Origin of the sequence: Bradyrhizobium sp. B039 (assembly GCF_038965675.1) — a bacterium.
In the GTDB taxonomy this organism is placed as follows: domain Bacteria; phylum Pseudomonadota; class Alphaproteobacteria; order Rhizobiales; family Xanthobacteraceae; genus Bradyrhizobium; species Bradyrhizobium diazoefficiens.
The window spans coordinates 6,652,421-6,669,941 of record NZ_CP152416.1 but is presented as its reverse complement, the minus strand read 5'-3'; the positions used below and the strand labels follow the sequence as shown (position 1 = coordinate 6,669,941).

Below are 17,521 nucleotides of genomic sequence, written 5' to 3'. Positions count from 1 at the left end.
GTAACTAGTCATGTTATAATGTCAATATATGATAGTTAAAACATCTAATCTAAACGAAATGTCATCGCGGGCTGTCGGCATCCAATCCTGATGCGTCGGGAGCCAATATGAGTTCGGCACCCGCGTGCGAGCTCATCGACCATACGTTTGAGGTTGTCGTCGCGGGCGGTGCCGGTTTGCGCGCCACCCAGGGCGCCGTCGGGGGCGGGCCTGACGACCGCCTGCATCACAAGATGTTTGCGACCCGCAGCGATACTGTCGTCGAACGGCTCGGGCCCACAATGGCCCGGACGATCGATGCAGGTCGCCGCGTATCGTCGCGATTGTTCCTGACCTCGACATTCGCGTTGCCGCGCCTCCACCGCGCCGCCGGACCGATCGTATGGCCACCTCGACCTTCGTCTGGGGCGACGAACGAGGGCTTGGCTTGCCCATTGAACAACGTTAGATGTAAGCGATCGTGTTATCCGTGGTTAAGTTGTTGTCTCAATCTGTTGCGCGAGTCGCGGGACCAGGCAAATCCTGCATGGTTCCCGGTTGGGATTCAGGCTGTTCTGGCTGGGTGTGAAGTCTGGGTCATGACCATTGCGATTGCGAAAGCGCCTGACGAGACTGCAGACATAACGAGCGGCAATGATCCTGATCTTCCGGCGTCGCTGCTTTCCTTCATTCTGGTAGCCAAATTCCTTGGGGTCCCGGCCGACGCTGGTCAGATCGCTCACGACCATGGCTCGCCGGGCGAGCGGTACCAGCTTGAGGACCTCGCCCGGATCGCCAGGCGGCTGAAGATCGTCGCCAAGGTGAAGCCTGCGGCCACTGAGGCGCTTCACAAGGTCCCATTACCTGCGCTCGCCGAATTGGAGGGCGGCGAAGCCGTCGTTCTGCTCAAGATCGACCAGCAGCCGGCTGGATCGCGCTTCCTGATCCAGCGCGGCAATGGCGGGCGCCCCGAGGTGTGGTCGGCGGACGATTTTGGCGGCCGGTATGCCGGACGGCTGCTGCTCATGACGACGCGCGAGCTGATGGCGGGGGCGACGCGCCCCTTCGACATCAGCTGGTTCATTCCTGCGCTCGTGAAATACCGCGGGCCGCTGCGCGACGTGCTGATCGGGTCCTTCTTCCTGCAACTGATGGGACTGATTTCACCCATCTTCTTTCAGCTCGTCATCGACAAGGTGCTCGTCCACCAGTCGCTGACGACGCTCGACGTGCTGGCGGTAGGGCTCTCGGCGGTGCTGATCTTCGAGACCGGATTGTCGGCGCTGCGCAACTGGCTGTTTGCTCACACCACCAATCGCGTCGACAGCGAGCTTTCGGCGCAGCTGTTCCGGCATCTTCTCAACCTGCCGCTGTCGTATTTCGAGGCACGCCGTGTCGGCGACAGCGTTGCCCGCGTGCGCGAGCTCGACCGCATTCGCGAGTTCCTGACCTCGAATGCCGTCACCGTGGTGATCGATCTCTTCTTCACCATCGTCTTCTTCGGCGTCATGTACGCCTATAGTCCGCTATTGACCCTGGTCGTCACGCTGTCGATCCCCCTCTATGTCGCGATCTCGGTGATCGTGACGCCGCCGCTGCGCGCCCGTCTCGACGAGAAATTCAAACGCGGCGCGGAGAACCAGTCCTTCCTCGTCGAAAGCGTCACGGGGATCGGCACGCTGAAGGCGATGGCGGCGGTCGACAATCTGACGGGCCGCGAGGGCCAGTCCACGCGCTTTGCTAGGCGCTGTACATGGCATCGCGGAGAGTCTCTACGAGCGGTTTGTCGGGGAGGGAATGTCGAAGGACAGCGCCTTCCTCAACACCGCGGAGTCGATCACCGGGCCTATCAGTAAGACGATCTCGCGCTCCGGTCTGAAGGCGGTGTACGAGCAGCTTGAGGACAAGGAGAAGGCGGCGTTCCGCGCCGCCTACAACGCCTCGTACCATCCGTGCCGTGAGATTCTCGAGGAGATCTACGACGACGTTGCCTCGGGCAACGAGGTGCGCAGCGTCATACAGGCAACCCGGCGCCACGGCATCTATCCGATGCGTAACATCGACACCACCGAAATGTGGACCGTCGGCGATAAGGTGCGCGTCGATAAGGAGCGCAACTATGCGCCAGTCAATCCGGAAACCGCCGGCGTCTATCTAGCCTGCATGATGGCGCAGGTCGATGTGCTAAAGGACCACGGCCATCCATATTCGGAGATCGCCAATGAATCAATCATCGAGGCGGTCGACTCGCTCAATCCCTATATGAGCCATAAGGGCGTGTCATACATGGTCGACAATTGCTCGACCACGGCGCGGCTCGGCGCCCGCAAGTGGGCGTCGCGTTTTGATTATATTCTGAAGCAACAGGCCTTCCCCATAATCGGGGGGGCCTCGGTAGGCGACAACACTCCGTTCGACAAGTTCCTCGCCAGCGATATCCACGAGGTGCTTGCGGTCTGCGCCGAACTGCGCCCGTCGGTTGATATCTCCTTAGTGCCGCGGTGAGATGCTGGACCGGGCCTCGCGCATATGACGTTGCGCCGTGGGCGCGGCGTTGTGGTCGGCCGGAAGGTCGGCCAGCCGTTTTCCACCGACTCTGTCTCCCCTCATTGGCTCGACGGGAACGAATCCTTATGCGGCAAGACCGAAGCGCTCTGAGCAAGCTCGGTCAACATCACTTTGACGGCGATCCCGCGGACGTTCTTCGCTAGAGGCGCCTACGTGCTGTTCGTCTCGCGACGGCCTAGACGTGGATCGCGTGGCCGAGTGCCTTGAAGGCCGCTTCCTGAATTGCTTCGCCCAGCGTGGGATGCGCGTGGATCGTGCCGGCGATGTCCTGCAGGACCGCGCCCATCTCGATCGCGAGGCCAAATGCGGCAGAAAGCTCCGAGACGCCCTGTCCAACCGCCTGGATACCGAGAACGCGTTGATTGTCGGCCCTGGCGACGACGCGCACAAAGCCGGGCTCGCCATGGCGCGTCATCGCGCGGCCATTGGCTGCAAAGGGAAATTGTCCAACCTTGATGTTGATGCCGGCCCGGCGAGCCTCGTCCGGCGACAAGCCCGCGGAGACGATCTCAGGATCGGTGAAGCAGATCGCCGGGATGCAGCGCTTGTCCCACGCGCGTGGCATGCCGGCTGCGATTTCCGCCACCATCTCGCCCTGCGCCATGGCGCGATGGGCCAGCATCGGCTCTCCCGTGACATCGCCGATCGCGTAGACGCCGCGCATCGAGGTTTCGCAATGCTGGCCGATACGGATGAAGCGACCATCCATGTCGAGGACGAGTTGCTCCAGCCCCAATGCCTCGGTGACCGGCGTGCGCCCGACCGTGACGAGAATCCTGTCAGCCGCCAGGCTGCTCTCCTGGCCATCGGGCGTCTCGACGCGCAATCCGTCGCCCTGAGCGGTCAGGCCGAGCGCCCGGGCACCGGTCAGCACCTCGACGCCGAGCGCGGTCAAGCGTCTGGCGATCGGAGCCGTCAACTCGACGTCGTAGAGCGGCAGGATGTTGTCCTGCGCTTCCACCACCGCAACCTTGCTCCCCAGCTTGGCGAAGGCGGTCCCGAGCTCGAGCCCGATATAGCCGCCGCCGACGACAACGAGGGATTTTGGCGCCTCCGCGAGCGAGAGTGCACCGGTCGAGGAGATGACCCTGCCGCCGAACGGCAGGGTCGGCAGCTCGACAGGAGCCGAGCCGGTCGCGATCACCACCGTCTCGGCCTTGATCGTCTTCGGGCCGGTCTCGGTCTCGACGACGATCGTCTTGCCGTCGCGGAAGCGTCCATGGCCCTGGACGATCTTGACCTTGGCCTTGCGGAGCAGCGCAGCGACGCCGTTGTTCAGCCGATGGACGATACCGTCCTTCCAGGCGATCGCCTGCTTGAAGTCGAGCGCAGGTTGCGCCGCCGTCAGGCCAAAGGGGGTCTTGCCATCAGCTGCCTCCGCCAGCTTCTCGAATTCCTCGGCAACATGAATCATCGCCTTCGAAGGAATGCAGCCGACGTTCAGGCAGCTTCCGCCGAGCTTGCCGCGTTCGACGAGAACGGTGTCGAGGCCGAGCTGGCCGGCGCGGATCGCGCACACATAGCCGCCGGGCCCGGCACCGACCACGAGGAGTTGACAGGTGATTTCGGTCATTGCTTGCTCTGCCTTAGGGGTCGACGAAGATCGTCGCCGGGTTCTCCAGCAGCTCCTTGAGCCTCTGCACGAAGACGGCGGCGTCCCATCCGTCGATGACGCGGTGATCGAAGCTGCAGGAGAGGTTCATCATCTTGCATGGCACGAACTGCGTGCCGTCCCAGACTGGACGTATCGCGATCTTGTTGACGCCGACGATGGCGACCTCGGGATGATTGATCACCGGCGTGGTCGCAAGGCCGCCGAGCGCGCCGAGCGAGGTGATGGTGATTGTCGAGCCGGTCAGCTCCTCGCGCGTCGCGGTGCCCTCGCGGGCGCGCTGCGCGAGACGGTTCAGCTCGATGCTGCAGTCCCGGAGGTCGCGCGCCTCCGCATGCTTCACCACGGGCACGACGAGGCCTGACGGAGTCTGGGTTGCGATGCCGATATGGATGCCGGCATGCTCGTGGACGATGCCGGCCTCGTCGTCATAGAGTGCGTTGAGTGCGGGCTGCTCGGTAAGCGCCTTGACCATCGCCCGCATCAGGAACGGCAGCAGCGTGAGCTTCGGGTGCTCCGGCGCAGGCTTCCTGTTCAGCGTCGCGCGCAGATCCTCCAGCGGCGAGACGTTGACCTCCTCGATGATGGTGATGTGCGGGATGCGAGACTTCGACAGCGCCATCTTCTCGGCAATGCGGCGGCGCAAGCCCACCACCTTGACGTCGGTGACGGCGGTCTTCGGAGCCATGCCGCGACCATGGGTCGGTGCCGGCCCGCGCGACAGGAAGGCGTCGATGTCCTCGTGGGTGATGCGTCCGGCGGGGCCTGTGCCGTGGACCTGGCGCAGGTCCAGGCCGGCTTCCCGCGCCTTGAGGCGTATGGCGGGCGAGGCCAGCGGCTTCTCGCCCGGCGTGCGGCGGACCGCAGACGTGGTCGCCGGCCGGGCCTCGATGGCCGCGGGGCGGATGCGGGCAGGGGGCGTTGGCACAGCATCCGGGGTTTCGCCGTTCGTCACGGCCGATGGTGTGGCGACGTCTTCCGTCGGTGCCTCGTCTGCCGGCTCCGAGGTATCATCGCCTGCGACCTTGAGCTTCACGAGCGTCGAGCCGATCGCCACCGCATCGCCAATCCGGGCGCCGATCCAGCTGACCTCGCCCGCGAGCGGCGAGGGAATCTCGACCGAGGCCTTGTCGGTCATCACGGTGGCGAGCAGGTCGTCCTCGCGAACAAGATCGCCCTCCTTGACGTGCCACTCGACGAGTTCTGCTTCGGCGATGCCTTCCCCGATATCGGGAAGCTTGACGCTGCGCTCACCCATCAGCGTGTCTCCATGATGTCGCGCAGCGCTTGCCCGAGCCTGATAGGACCGGGGAAATAGTCCCATTCCTGGGCATGCGGGTAGGGCGTGTCCCAGCCGGTGACGCGCATCACCGGCGCTTCGAGATGATAGAAGCAGTGCTCCTGCACCAGCGCCGTGAGCTCCGCGCCGAAGCCGGAGGTCAGGGTTGCTTCGTGCAGCACGATGCAGCGGCCGGTCCTGGCGACGGAAGCGATGATCGTCTCGAGATCGAGCGGAAGCAGGGTGCGCAGGTCGATCACCTCGGCATCGACGCCCGTCTCCTCGACCGCCGCCAGCGCGACGTGAACCATGGTGCCGTACGTCAGGACGGTGACGGCCTCTCCGGCGCGCCGCGTCACCGCCTTGCCGAGCGGCGTGGTGTAGTGTCCCTCCGGCACTTCGGAGAGCTCATGTTTGGCCCATGCGGTGACCGGGCGATCGTGATGACCGTCGAACGGGCCGTTGTAGAGCCGCTTTGGCTCCAGAAAGATGACGGGATCCGGATCCTCGATGGCCGCGATCAGGAGGCCCTTCGCATCATGGGGATTGGACGGCACTACGGTCTTCAGTCCCGCGACATGGGTGAAGAGTGCCTCGGGGCTCTGGCTGTGGGTCTGTCCACCGAAAATGCCTCCGCCGGTCGGCATGCGGATGACGAGGGGGCAGGTGAAGTCGCCAGCCGAACGATAACGCAGGCGAGCTGCCTCCGAGACGATCTGGTCGTAGGCCGGATACATGTAATCGGCGAACTGAAGCTCGACGCAGGGGCGCAGTCCATAAGCGGCCATGCCGATCGCGGTGCCGACGATGCCGCATTCGCTGATCGGCGCATCGAAACAGCGCGAGACGCCGTACTTCTGCTGCAGGCCCTGCGTGCAGCGGAACACGCCGCCGAAAAAGCCGACGTCCTCGCCATAGACCACGACGTCGTCGTTGCGAGCCATCGAGACGTCGAGCCCCGAGCGGATTGCCTCGATCATCGTCATGCGCGGCATGGCTCAGACTCCGATCTGCTGGCGCTGGCGACGCAGATGCGGCGGTAGTTCGGCATAGACATCCTCGAAGATATCGCGCGCCGAGGGCTTACCGCCGGAATGCAGGGTGCCGAAGGCCTCGGCTTCCTTCTGCGCGGCGATGACGGTGGCAAGAATCTCGGCCTCGGTCTGCTTGTGGCGCTCTTCCGACCAGGCGCCGGCTGCGATGAGATGCTGCTTGAGCCGGATCACGGGATCGCCCAGCGGCCACTCCTCGGATTCGTGCTTCGGCCGGTAGGCGGAAGGATCATCCGACGTCGAATGCGCGCCGGCGCGGTAAGTGACGTATTCGATCAGTGTTGGCCCGAGGTTGAGCCGCGCCCGCTCGATCGCCCATTTTGCGACGGCATAGGTCGCGAGATAGTCGTTGCCGTCAACCCTGAGCGCGGGGATGCCGAAGCCGAGGCCGCGCGCCGCGAAGGTGCCCGAGCCGCCACGCGCGATGCCCTGGAAGGTCGAGATGGCCCACTGGTTGTTGACCACGTTGAGGACGACCGGCGCCTTGTAGGTCGAGGCGAAGACAAGCGCCGCATGGAAATCCGATTCCGCCGTCGAGCCGTCGCCGATCCAGGCGGCGGCAATGCGGTTGTCGCGCTTGATCGCCGACGCCATGGCCCAGCCGACCGCCTGGACGAACTGCGTGGCGAGGTTGCCCGAAATCGAAAAGAAGCCGTGCTTTTTCGAGGAGTACATCACGGGCAATTGCCGGCCTTTTAGCGGATCATGCTCATTGGAATAGATCTGACACATCATGTCGACGAGCGGATAGTCATGCGCGATCAGCAGGCCGGCCTGACGGTAGGTCGGGAAGTTCATGTCGTCGGGGCCGAGCGCGATGCGGAACGCGCAGCTCACCGCTTCCTCGCCGGTGTGCTGCATGTAGAAAGACGTCTTGCCCTGACGTTGCGCCATCTGCATGCGCGCGTCGAACGTGCGCAGGGTCATCATGTGGCGCAGGCCGGCGACCAGTTCGTCCAGGGAGAGGTCCGGCACCCATGGCCCGATTGCCCGGCCCTCGTGATTGAGCACGCGGATGATCGAGTAGGCGAGGTCACGAATCTCCTCAGGGAGCACGTCGACCGGCGGACGCCGGACCGAGCCCGCCTTCGGAATCGAGACGCCGGAGAAATCCGGCTTGCCCCCCGGACGGCTTGCGGGCTCCGGAACGTGAAAGCGAAGTGGCGTGGGGCTGTTCATGGAAGCATCCGCTCGTTTGCCGGTTCTGCAGAGACAACGCCTGGCCGACCGGATTCCTCGCGCGCGAGCCCCACGACGCGAAGGTCCGTGATCGCCGGATGGCGCGACAGCCGTTCCGCGATGTCAGCGCAATCGGCCGACGGCTGGACTTCAAGGACCATCCGTATCGTTCGGCCGCCACCGGGGCAGGTCGTCATCGCGACCTGGTCGAGGCCGAAGCCGAACCGCGCCGCGTCGAGGACGAGCCGAACGATCCCGTCAAAGGGGTCGGATGTGGTGGCGATCACGCTGACGGATCGGCGCTGTTGAGGTTGCATGTCACGTTCTCCCGCCGCACAATGATAATCTCCTGGTTCGAGAAAATTTCCCAAAATTCCGGTGTATTGGCCGGAATCGCGGAAAAGTTTCCCGCCGGAATGTAAAAAGACAGAAGGATTGACCCATGCCCTCCAAGCGCAGCCCCGTCGAGGATCTCGATCATCTGGATCGCCGGATTCTCTCGGCGCTTTGCGAGAACGGCCGCTTGACGACGAGTGCGCTGGCGGAGCAGGTCGGGCTCTCGAGTTCTCCATGCTGGACCAGAGTGAAGCGCCTGGAGGAAAACGGAGCGATCGAGAAATATGTCGCGGTGCTCAATCACGCCAATCTCGGATACAACAACATCGCCTTCGTCGAGATCACGCTGGACAAGCATGACGACAAGGTGCTCGATCGCTTCGGTACTGCCCTGTCGCGGATTCCGGAGGTGATGGAGGCCTACCTGGTGACCGGCGATTACGACTATCTCATCAAGGTCGTCGTGCGAGACACCGATCACTACGAGCGCTTCCTGCGACAGTCGTTGTACAGGATACCGGGTATTCGGCAGTCGCGAACGACATTCGGCCTGCGCACCCTGAAGCGCCAGATTTCGATCGATCCCTCCAAGGCCGGTCCGCCGTAAGCGCGGCTGTTTCGAACGGGCCCCCGAGGGTCGGGCTCCCGCGATCGGGAGCCCGACGAAAGATGCTCGTGGCGCCGCGCGCCTAAGCCAGGAGCATTCGGTTCGACGCCAGCTCCCGTGTTCGAGCGGAAGCCAGCGGAGCATCAGAACGCGGTCTTCTTGCCGATGATGCCGACATAGCTCGATCGCACCAGGGCGCCCCATCGCCCATCCTTCTTGACGATCACATAGAAGGAATCGGCCGACAATATCGGCTTGTCGTTGGCGTCATAGCGCGTGAACCGCGTGATGAAGTGCAGCTTGTCGTCGGATTTTTGCACGAGCTTGCGATACGTCCATGCCGAACGCGCCCAGGTCGAGGCCTGCGCCAATTGCTTCGCGTCGTTCGATTGCGCATATTCTTCCGGCGTGTTCCAGATCTGAACCTGGCCGGCGGCGATCCGGATGTGCGGATAATGGACCGTCTTGGCCCAGGCTTCCGCGTCTCGCGAGTTGAACGCCTTCATGAACTCGTCGAGATAGGAGCATCCCTGCTTCAAGAGTTCGTCGTTTCCGGGATTCAGGCACTCATCGTCGGCCTGAGTTTGAGCGAGCGCAACGGTGCTCATGCCAAAGAACACACCCGCGAGCGCGAGCAGTCTGCGAAATTTCATACTTTACCTCCCTGTCAGGTGAAATCGGCTCTGTTTCGTTGTGATTGGTCGAGGCGCCGATCGCGTTTCGATCTTCAAGTAGACGAAGCGCCGAGGCAATGCCGGCGAAGCGCAGTATTTCTGACGGGGGTGTCAGTGTTTCTCAACGGCCGAGATCTCGACGACACTGCCGGTGTGAGCGTCAAAATGCCGGAGGATCAGAAAAACGAAACAGGGGGTCAGAAAAAGCGCCTTGCATGAGGCGGGGAGACCTCGCTCATCTTGCCCACCAAGAAGAGCCTATTGCAGGCGGGGAAACAACGATGATCGCGAGCAGTCAATCCTGCGCGAGGGCTCGGCCCGGTCGCGCCTCCGAAGCCGGAAACGGATGACCGGAACATGAGCCGCTCGGAGCATCTGGTGCGTGGAATTCCATCGTTCAGGCTGACGCAGGAGGAGGTCATCTTCTGCATCACGCTCGTCCTGATCGCGGCTTTCTCGATCTTCCTGCCCAGGTTTCTCACCGCCGGGAACATCCTCACGCTGCTGAACAACGTCGCGACGCTCGGCATCCTTGCGATCGGCATGGCGCTGGTCGTCGTCGGGCGCGGCATCGACCTGACCATGATCGCGGTGATGGTGATCGGCGTTGCGTTCAGCATCTGGCTGTCGACCACCGGCCTGCCGTTTGGCTGGGCACTGGTGGTTGGCGGGCTGCTCGTCATCCTCGTCGGCGTCGGCACCGGAACGCTCGTCGCGGTGGCGGACGTGCCGCCGATCTTTGCGACCCTCGGCCTCGCATCGGTGGTCTACGGCGCGGGGCGAATCGTCTTCAAGTCGGACGTGGTCTATGCTCCGACGGGGCACGGCTGGTTCACGTTCCTCGGAACAGGGACGATCGCCGGCGTTCCCGTCTCGGTCTGCGTGGCGGCGGTGCTGGCTGGACTCGTGGCCCTGTTCCTGCGGAAGACCCGCTTCGGGCGGTTCATCTACGCGACCGGCGACAATCCTTTCGCCGCGCGCACCATGGGATTGCCGGCCCGGCCGGTCATCGTCTCGCAATATGCCGCCAGCGCCCTGATCGCATTTCTGTCCGGCATCCTGATGTGCGCGGTGGTCTCCGGCATCAACACGCGCCTGTACAACTCGACGCTGATCTACGATGTGCTTCTCGTCGTCGTGCTTGGTGGCATTGGCCTCAGCGGCGGGCAGGGCGGTGTCCGCAACGTGATCGTGGGAACGATCCTCGTCGGCGTTCTCACCAACGGCATGACGATCCTCAACATCAGCTTCACGGCCCAGAACCTCATCAAGGGCGTGATCCTGCTCGATGCTCTGGCGATCGATGCGCTGCTCAATCCGCGCGACGAACAGACCTCGCAGAGTGGCGATATCTAGGGCGAACGCCTCAAGCGATTACAAACCGGGAGGACATCATGGTTTCAGTTCTGCGAAAATTGTTGTTGACGGGCCTCGTGCTCGGGGGCCTTGCGTCCGCGACGCCGAGCATCGCCGCCGAGGTGCAGCAGGTCGGCAGAGAGGCATATCTGAAGGCCCTCAAGGGCAAGAAGGTGATCTTCGTTCCGATCTCCCAGGGCTTCGACCTCAACCAGGCCTGGGTGACGGTATGGCAGCGGCATGCTCAACGCTATGGCTTCACGCTCGAAGTGCGCGATCCCAACATGAATACAGAGGCGGGCATTCGCGCGCTGACCGGCGCGATCGCCGAGAAGCCCGATCTGCTGATCGTGCAGAATCCGGACGTGCAGACCTATGCGCGCCAATTGAAGCAGGCTCAGGAGGCCGGAATTCCGGTGCTTCAGGTCAACATGCAGTCGGCGACCCAGACGGATTCGTATGTGGGAAACGATTGGATCGAGATGGGCCGGCTCGAGATGGGCGAACTGGCCAAGGCCTGCGCCAAGGGCAAGGGCCCGTCCACCAAGGTCGTCTGGCTCGCCGGGGTGGAGACCGGTGCGGCCAACATCTACATGCGCCAGGGCATCAACGAGGTGCTGGTCGCCAATCCCGACCTTCAGCTCGTATCTGATCAGGCCGCCAACTACGACTCCGACAAGGCGCGCCAGATCACTGCGACGGTTCTCCAGCAGCATCCCGATCTCTGCGGCGTGATGGGCATCTGGGACAACGCCGAGGTCGGCGCCGGAGCTGCCGTGGCAGCCGCGGGCAAGACCGGGCAGGTCACGATCGTCACGAATGGCGCAGGAAGCCAGACCGGTTGCGACAGCATCAAGAAAGGGCTCCTGACCGTCGTCTATAACTTCCATGCCGACATCCAGGGCGAGATCGCGGCAGGCCAGATATCCGAGCTGCTGCAAGGCAACCGCAAGGCGGCTGCCGTCAAGGACGTGTTCTTCGGGCCGGTGACGCGGGTCGACAAGAACAATGCGACCGGCCGCAACTGCTGGACGCTCGACGAACTCAAGTAAGGGGCATGTCGCGCTACGGCCCCAGGCTGGCGAGCGCAGGGAATGAGCGAGATGAGTTTTTCGACCGATATCGTTCGCTGGCGGTACAAGCTCCTCCCCGATCACGTGATCGGGGAGGTCCTCACCAAGAAGTGGGTCGACAGCGCCATCCCGTTCCTGGCGCTGGCGCTGCTCGTGTTCGGTCTGGGGCCGTTCGTTCCGCACTTCTTCGAATGGACCACGCTCGGAAACCTCGCGCGCCAGTTTGCGGAGTTTGGGCTGATCGTTCTCGGCCTCACGATCGTGATGATGTCGGGCGGAATCGATCTGTCCGTCGGCTCGGTTTTCGCACTGTCCGTGCTGATGTCCCTGATCGGCATGAATGTCGAGGGATGGAGCGCTGGTACTGGTCTCATTGCCACACTGGTTGTCGGAGCCTCATGCGGTGCTCTGAACGGGCTGCTTGTCGGCTATGTCAGGATGCGTGCGTTCCTCACAACACTGGTCACCCTCATCATCTTCCGATCGTTGTTCGAGATCGTCTTTCCCGAGTTCTCGACGGCGATTGTGACCAACATGTCCGACTCCGCCGCGTTTGAATATCTCGGTACCGCGAATATCGGGCTGGCGCCGGTCTCCTTCCTGATCACGGCCGCCATCGCAATCGGCGTTCACGTGGTGCTCTCGCGCACACGTTATGGCTGGCATCTACTCGCGGTCGGTGGGGCGCGCCGTTCGGCATACAATGCCGGCATCAATGTTCGCTGGACGATCTTCAGCGCCTATGTTTGCTGCAGCACCCTCGTTGCCCTGTCCGGATTCCTGTTCGCGAGCCGAATCGGGAGCGCGGCGTCGGACGTCGGGGCGGGACTCGAGCTGCAGGCGCTCACGGCCACTGTGCTGGGCGGCATCTCGCTTGGTGGTGGGCGGGGCACGGTCTCGAAGGCGATCATGGGGGCCGTTTTCGTGCTGCTCCTGTCGAACAGCTTCCTCGCGCTCGCGATCTCCGGTCCCGGGGCCGACCTCGTGCTGGGTCTGATCCTTGTCGCCGCCGTCTTCCTTGACGTGCGCTGGGTCAAGAACCGCCACAAGCTGCTGCGGAGCGTCTATATTTCCCCGGCCTATGCCCGCATGCCCGACCCCATCCCGACGGACCTGGGCGCCGGCGCCATGGCACCGAACGACAGGCTGCGCGACGTCGGCGTCATCGGCCTTGGCATTCTGGAGGGCGCCGAGGACGTCATCTTCGATCGCCACGACAACCTCTACACAGGCAACCGTCACGGCGACATCGTGCGCTGGCTTCCGCCCGACTATCAGCGCTGGGAGGTGCTGGCGCATATCGGTGGCTCGCCGCTGGGGATGGCGTTCGATCGCCAGGGACATCTCAACATCTGCGTCGCGGGAATGGGCCTCTATCAGGTCGAGATGAACGGCACGGTGCGCCGCCTGACCGCGGAGACGAACCGGAGCCTGCTGTCGATCATCGACGATTCCAACATGAAGCTCGCGGACGATCTCGACATCGCGCCCGATGGCACGATCTATTTCAGCGAGGCGACGACGCGATTCGAGATGCACGACTGGTATTCGGACGCGCTCGAGAGTCGCGGCAACGGCCGTATCATCCGCTACGACCCGAAGACCAGAAGGACCCGAACCGTTCTGAAGAACCTGGTGTTTCCGAACGGCATCTGCATGTCCTACGACAACGAATCCCTGCTCTTCGCGGAAAGCTGGGCTTGCCGGATCAGTCGGTACTATTTCGATGGACCGAAGAAGGGCGAGGTGGAGGTCGTCATTCCGAACCTTCCCGGTTACCCCGACAACATCAATCGCGCGTCCGACGGGTGCTACTGGCTGGCCTTGATGGGGATGCGTACACCGGCGCTCGACCTGTCGCTCGAGATGCCGGGCTTCCGCAAGAGGATGTCGCGGCGGTGCTCCGAAGATGCCTGGCTGATGCCGAATTTGAACACCGGATGTGTTCTCAAGTTCAACGAGCGCGGCGAGATCCTCGAAAGCTATTGGGATCAGGGCGGTCAGAAGCATCCCATGATCACCTCGATGCGCGAGCACAAGGGCGTGCTTTATCTCTGCGGAATCTTCAACAACCGGATGGGGACATACCGGCTGGAGGGAGCCGATCCCGCGTTCTGCGGTGTGGACAGCTATTGGGGCCGCCGCTCGTGAAATGGATCGACAAAGTGCTGGGGCGCCGCGAAGGCGCGGTCACGGTGCCAGTGCTCGACGGCCCGTTCCTGCCGAACCAGAAGCTCGAGGCCGCGCCGGTCCTCTGCCAGGTCGATCAGGTCGACAACCTCGTGGCTCTCGGTGCCAACCTCTTTGCCTCGAGCGGCTCCGGGCTGCTCCGTCTGCGGCCGACCTCCTCCTCAGGTCCGGAGACGGTGGCAATGTTCGATGCCCCCATCTCGGCGATGGCTGGACTGGGTGACGCGCTGGCGATCGGGCTGGACCGCAAGGGCCTCGTCGTACGGGGCGGTCGCTTCGACGGCAAGGTGGTTCAGCCTTCTGGTGACGTCCTGCATTGCCCGACCGCGATCGCGTGGCTGGACGAGTCGACGCTCGCCGTGTGCAACGGGTCGAAACATGTCGGTGCACTCGACTGGCGGCGTGCGCTGATGACGAAGGATCTTTCCGGCTCAGTCGTCGTCGTCGATCTCGTCAAGGACCGGGTTACGATCGCAGCGACCGGATTGGGGTGGCCATCCGGATTGGCGGCATCAGACGGACAGGTGTTCGTCTCCGAGTGTCTGCGTCACCGCGTCCTTGCGCTGGCGCTTCCGGCTGGAAAGCCCGTTGAGCTTGTCACCGGCCTGCCTGGCTATCCCGCACGCCTGACGCGCGCGGCTGCCGGTGGCATTTGGCTTTCCTTCTATTCCGTGCGCAACCAGCTCGTGGAGTTCATCCTGCGCGAGGATGAATACAGGACCCGTATGGTCAACGAGCTGCCGGAAGAGCACTGGGTGGCCCCGTCACTCTGTTCAGGACGCAGCTTCAAGGAGCCGATGCAGGGAAGCCAGCTGAAGCAGATGGGCATCCTGAAGCCCTATTCGGTCACGCGGTCTTATGGGCTGATAGCGTATTGCGACGCGAGCATGACGCCCATCGGATCCTTCCACTCCCGCGCGGACGGCACGCGGCATGGTGTCGTGGCGGCCGCCGAATGCGCAGGCGCGCTCTACCTCGCCAGCCGCGGTTCGAACGCGGTCCTGGAAATCCGCGATCCGGCGACGGCCCTCTCGGAGTAATCGCATGCAGCCAATTCTGGAAATCCGCAACGGAACGAAGCTGTTTGGAAGGATCCCCGCCTTCCAGGAAGTCGATTTCGCCGTTTCGCCGGGAGAGGTTCACGCCATTCTCGGCGAGAACGGTGCCGGCAAGTCGACGCTGACGAAGGTTCTTGCCGGCGTCTACAAGCTCACTTCCGGAGAGATGCTCCTGAACGGGACGCCGGTGCAGTTGTCGACGCCTGCCGAAGGCCTGAAGCAGGGCGTTGTCATGGTCTACCAGGAGACCAATCTCGTGCCGTCGATGACGGTGGCACAGAACATCTACCTAGGCGAGGAGAAGGTGTTCAATAGGCTGCGGGGACTCTACATCCAGGCCCGACAATTCCTGGCTGGCATGGGATTCCAGGTCGATCCCACGGCACAGGTCTCGCAGCTCGGAGCGGCGCAAAAGCAGATGGTGGAGATCGCGCGCGCCGTTCATCACAAGGCGAAGGTGATCATCTTCGACGAACCGACGGCGACACTCACGCCGGAGGAGAAGCGACACTTCTTCAACCTGATCCGGCGTCTGGTGGCCGACAAGGTCGCGATCATCTTCATTTCGCACGCGCTTGAAGAGGCGCTGCAGCTGGCCGATCGCATTACAATTCTCCGGGACGGGCGGCTGGTCGCATCGGATGTCAAGGAGACGTTCACGCGCGATACGGTCATCCAGGCAATGGTCGGACGAAACCTGACCGAGACATTGCATGGCGATCACGGCCGCCCGCCCAGGCCGTATGGTGAACGGGTGCTCAGCGTGGAGAATTTGTCTTCGGGCACGATGGTCCGCAACACGTCATTCTCTATCTTCGCAGGACAGGTGACGGGTGTCTTCGGGCTGGTCGGCGCCGGTCGCACCGAAATGATGAAGGTGGTCGCTGGCGTGTTGAAGCGGGACATCTTCCATGGTGGCGAGATCAAGTATCGCGGCAAATCGGTCCGCTACCGGGTTCCGCGGATGGCGGTCCGCGAGGGCATCGTCTACGTCACGGAAGACCGCAAGTTCGACGGTTTTTTCGAGACAATGACGGTGGCCGAGAACCTGCATCTGGGCGAGCTCTCGCGCTTCTCGAACCCGCTGTCCGTGATCTCGATGACACAGGCGAAGGAGCTGGCGCGACAATGGGCCGGGCGGCTTCAGCTTCGGTCGATCAATGAAAAGGCCAGGGTGATCGAACTCTCCGGCGGCAACCAGCAGAAGGTCGTCATCGCGCGGTCGCTCATCCAGAAGCCCAGGCTGATCATCTTCGACGAGCCGACCCGCGGTGTCGACGTCGGCGCCATCGTCGAGATCCACCAGTTCATCAATAGCCTGGCTGACGACGGTCTCGCCGTGGTCGTGATCTCCTCCTACCTGCCCGAGGTCCTGGCACTCTCGGACCGCATCCTGGTCGCAAAGCGGGGCAAGATCGTCGAAGAGATCAAGACAGCCGAGGCAACCGAGCAGCAGATCATGTACGCCGCCGTCCACTAGACGGCCTGCCACAGCATATGCCGGCTGTCCCAACACGATCATGTGGGGCACGACACCCGCGACCGGACATGCAAGAGATGAACGAGGTCACCGTGACGAGGGTCGGAATTATCGGCGTGGGCCTGATGGGCCACGGCATCGCGAAGAACGTCCTGGCGCGGGGCCGCTTCCCCCTGGCGTTTCTCGATCACCCGGGCAACCAGCCCGTCGACGATCTCGTCGGACTCGGTGCCACAGCCTGCAAGACTCCTGCTGACGTAGCGGAAGCATCGGACATCATCATCCTCTGCGTCACCGGTTCGCCCCAGGTCGAGGCGGTTCTCACCGGTGACGCGGGCGTCTTGTCCCGGCTGCGCAAGGGAACCATCATCGTCGATTGTTCGACCGCATTGCCGGAATCGACATTGCGGATGGCCGCGGCCGTCCGCGCCGCCGGCGGGGCCTTCCTCGATGCGCCCATGACCCGCACGGCAAAGCATGCGGAAGATGGGGCGCTGAACCTTCTGGTTGGAGGCGACGAAACAGATTTTCAGAATGCCTGCGCGGTCCTCGCATCCTTCACCGAGCGGGTCGAAAGAGTTGGGCCGGTGAGCTTTGGTCATCGGCTCAAGCTGCTCCACAACTATGTGTCGATCGGGTTCATGGCGCTGCTCAGCGAAGCCGCCGCACAGGCGGCCGATGCGGGCGTCGATCCCGCGGTTTTCGTCGATGTCCTCGCCAAAGGAGGTGGGGCCGGCGCTGCGCTACAGCGTATGACGCCAGCCATCGTGACGGACGACGTCGGCACGGTCCCGTTCTTCATCGGCAATGCGTTGAAAGACATCGATTATTACCGGACCATGGCAAGCGCATCCGGCGCATCCAGGACGATCGCGGACGGCGTTGCCGGCGCGATCGCGGCAGTGGTCGAGAGCGGTCACGGCGAGGCGTACATACCGGAATTGGCGCGCTTCCTGCGGAAGCCGCACCCGGCCGCCTAGAGGCTCTGCCCGAGTCGAAGAATCACCGCTATGAAAGCGCGAAATCAGACAACGGCGAGGCATCCGTCCATCGCCTCTGTTGAGACAGGAGTACTACG

At 63.1% G+C, this 17,521-nt stretch carries 15 protein-coding genes; 10 read left to right on the top strand and 5 right to left on the bottom strand.

Annotation, left to right across the window (positions count from 1 at the left end; genetic code table 11):
• The first annotated feature begins 107 nt into the window (after window positions 1-107).
• The gene (locus AAFG50_RS31680; protein ID WP_198046592.1) at window positions 108-1,835 is read left to right on the top strand and encodes an ABC transporter transmembrane domain-containing protein; all 1,728 of its coding nucleotides are present in this window, start codon (window positions 108-110) and stop codon (window positions 1,833-1,835) included.
• Window positions 1,717-2,484: a hypothetical protein gene (locus AAFG50_RS31675; protein WP_074076697.1), complete on the top strand. Its 768-nt coding sequence runs from the start codon at window positions 1,717-1,719 to the stop codon at window positions 2,482-2,484. The genes AAFG50_RS31680 and AAFG50_RS31675 overlap by 119 nt, the downstream gene beginning before the upstream one ends.
• Window positions 2,485-2,722: 238 nt before the next feature.
• Here the strand turns inward: AAFG50_RS31675 and lpdA are convergent, their stop codons facing one another.
• Genes lpdA through AAFG50_RS31655 form a run of 4 tightly spaced genes read right to left on the bottom strand, consistent with a single transcriptional unit; the run spans window position 2,723 to window position 7,669 of the window.
• Complete coding sequence (gene lpdA, locus AAFG50_RS31670) at window positions 2,723-4,120, bottom strand: dihydrolipoyl dehydrogenase (RefSeq protein WP_028176115.1); 1,398 nt, start codon at window positions 4,118-4,120, stop codon at window positions 2,723-2,725.
• 13 nt (window positions 4,121-4,133) lie between these two features.
• The gene (locus tag AAFG50_RS31665; RefSeq protein WP_028176114.1) at window positions 4,134-5,417 is read right to left on the bottom strand and encodes a dihydrolipoamide acetyltransferase family protein; all 1,284 of its coding nucleotides are present in this window, start codon (window positions 5,415-5,417) and stop codon (window positions 4,134-4,136) included.
• Complete coding sequence (locus AAFG50_RS31660; RefSeq protein WP_011089072.1) at window positions 5,417-6,433, bottom strand: alpha-ketoacid dehydrogenase subunit beta; 1,017 nt, start codon at window positions 6,431-6,433, stop codon at window positions 5,417-5,419. The genes AAFG50_RS31665 and AAFG50_RS31660 overlap by 1 nt, the downstream gene beginning before the upstream one ends.
• A 3-nt stretch (window positions 6,434-6,436) precedes the next feature.
• On the bottom strand, window positions 6,437-7,669 hold the full coding sequence (locus AAFG50_RS31655) for a 3-methyl-2-oxobutanoate dehydrogenase (2-methylpropanoyl-transferring) subunit alpha (RefSeq protein ID WP_028176113.1): 1,233 nt from the start codon (window positions 7,667-7,669) through the stop codon (window positions 6,437-6,439).
• A gap of 98 nt (window positions 7,670-7,767) precedes the next feature.
• Between AAFG50_RS31655 and AAFG50_RS31650 the strand changes: the two genes are divergently transcribed.
• Both AAFG50_RS31650 and AAFG50_RS31645 read left to right on the top strand, forming a co-directional pair.
• Complete coding sequence (locus AAFG50_RS31650) at window positions 7,768-8,091, top strand: hypothetical protein (RefSeq protein WP_156149855.1); 324 nt, start codon at window positions 7,768-7,770, stop codon at window positions 8,089-8,091.
• 20 nt (window positions 8,092-8,111) lie between these two features.
• Entirely contained in the window at window positions 8,112-8,612 is a 501-nt protein-coding gene (locus AAFG50_RS31645) for an Lrp/AsnC family transcriptional regulator (RefSeq protein WP_011089070.1), read from the top strand.
• 143 nt (window positions 8,613-8,755) lie between these two features.
• On the opposite strand, the gene AAFG50_RS31640 is transcribed toward AAFG50_RS31645, so the two are convergent.
• Entirely contained in the window at window positions 8,756-9,265 is a 510-nt protein-coding gene (locus tag AAFG50_RS31640; RefSeq protein WP_011089069.1) for a hypothetical protein, read from the bottom strand.
• 378 nt (window positions 9,266-9,643) lie between these two features.
• On the opposite strand from AAFG50_RS31640, the gene AAFG50_RS31635 reads away from it, so the two are divergent.
• The 6 genes from AAFG50_RS31635 to AAFG50_RS31610 all read left to right on the top strand — a co-directional run bounded on the left by AAFG50_RS31635 (window position 9,644) and on the right by AAFG50_RS31610 (window position 17,423).
• Window positions 9,644-10,642, top strand: coding sequence for an ABC transporter permease (locus tag AAFG50_RS31635; protein WP_049832626.1), 999 nt, complete (start codon window positions 9,644-9,646; stop codon window positions 10,640-10,642).
• Window positions 10,643-10,680: 38 nt separating this feature from the next.
• The gene (locus tag AAFG50_RS31630) at window positions 10,681-11,694 is read left to right on the top strand and encodes a sugar ABC transporter substrate-binding protein (protein ID WP_028176110.1); all 1,014 of its coding nucleotides are present in this window, start codon (window positions 10,681-10,683) and stop codon (window positions 11,692-11,694) included.
• Window positions 11,695-11,745: 51 nt separating this feature from the next.
• Window positions 11,746-13,866, top strand: a complete 2,121-nt coding sequence (locus AAFG50_RS31625) for an SMP-30/gluconolactonase/LRE family protein (protein ID WP_028176109.1) — start codon at window positions 11,746-11,748, stop codon at window positions 13,864-13,866.
• On the top strand, window positions 13,863-14,945 hold the full coding sequence (locus AAFG50_RS31620; RefSeq protein WP_143279714.1) for a strictosidine synthase: 1,083 nt from the start codon (window positions 13,863-13,865) through the stop codon (window positions 14,943-14,945). The genes AAFG50_RS31625 and AAFG50_RS31620 overlap by 4 nt, the downstream gene beginning before the upstream one ends.
• 4 nt (window positions 14,946-14,949) lie before the next feature.
• On the top strand, window positions 14,950-16,443 hold the full coding sequence (locus tag AAFG50_RS31615; RefSeq protein WP_028176107.1) for a sugar ABC transporter ATP-binding protein: 1,494 nt from the start codon (window positions 14,950-14,952) through the stop codon (window positions 16,441-16,443).
• A 77-nt stretch (window positions 16,444-16,520) separates the two neighbouring features.
• Window positions 16,521-17,423: an NAD(P)-dependent oxidoreductase gene (locus AAFG50_RS31610; protein ID WP_028176106.1), complete on the top strand. Its 903-nt coding sequence runs from the start codon at window positions 16,521-16,523 to the stop codon at window positions 17,421-17,423.
• The last annotated feature ends 98 nt before the right edge of the window (window positions 17,424-17,521 follow it).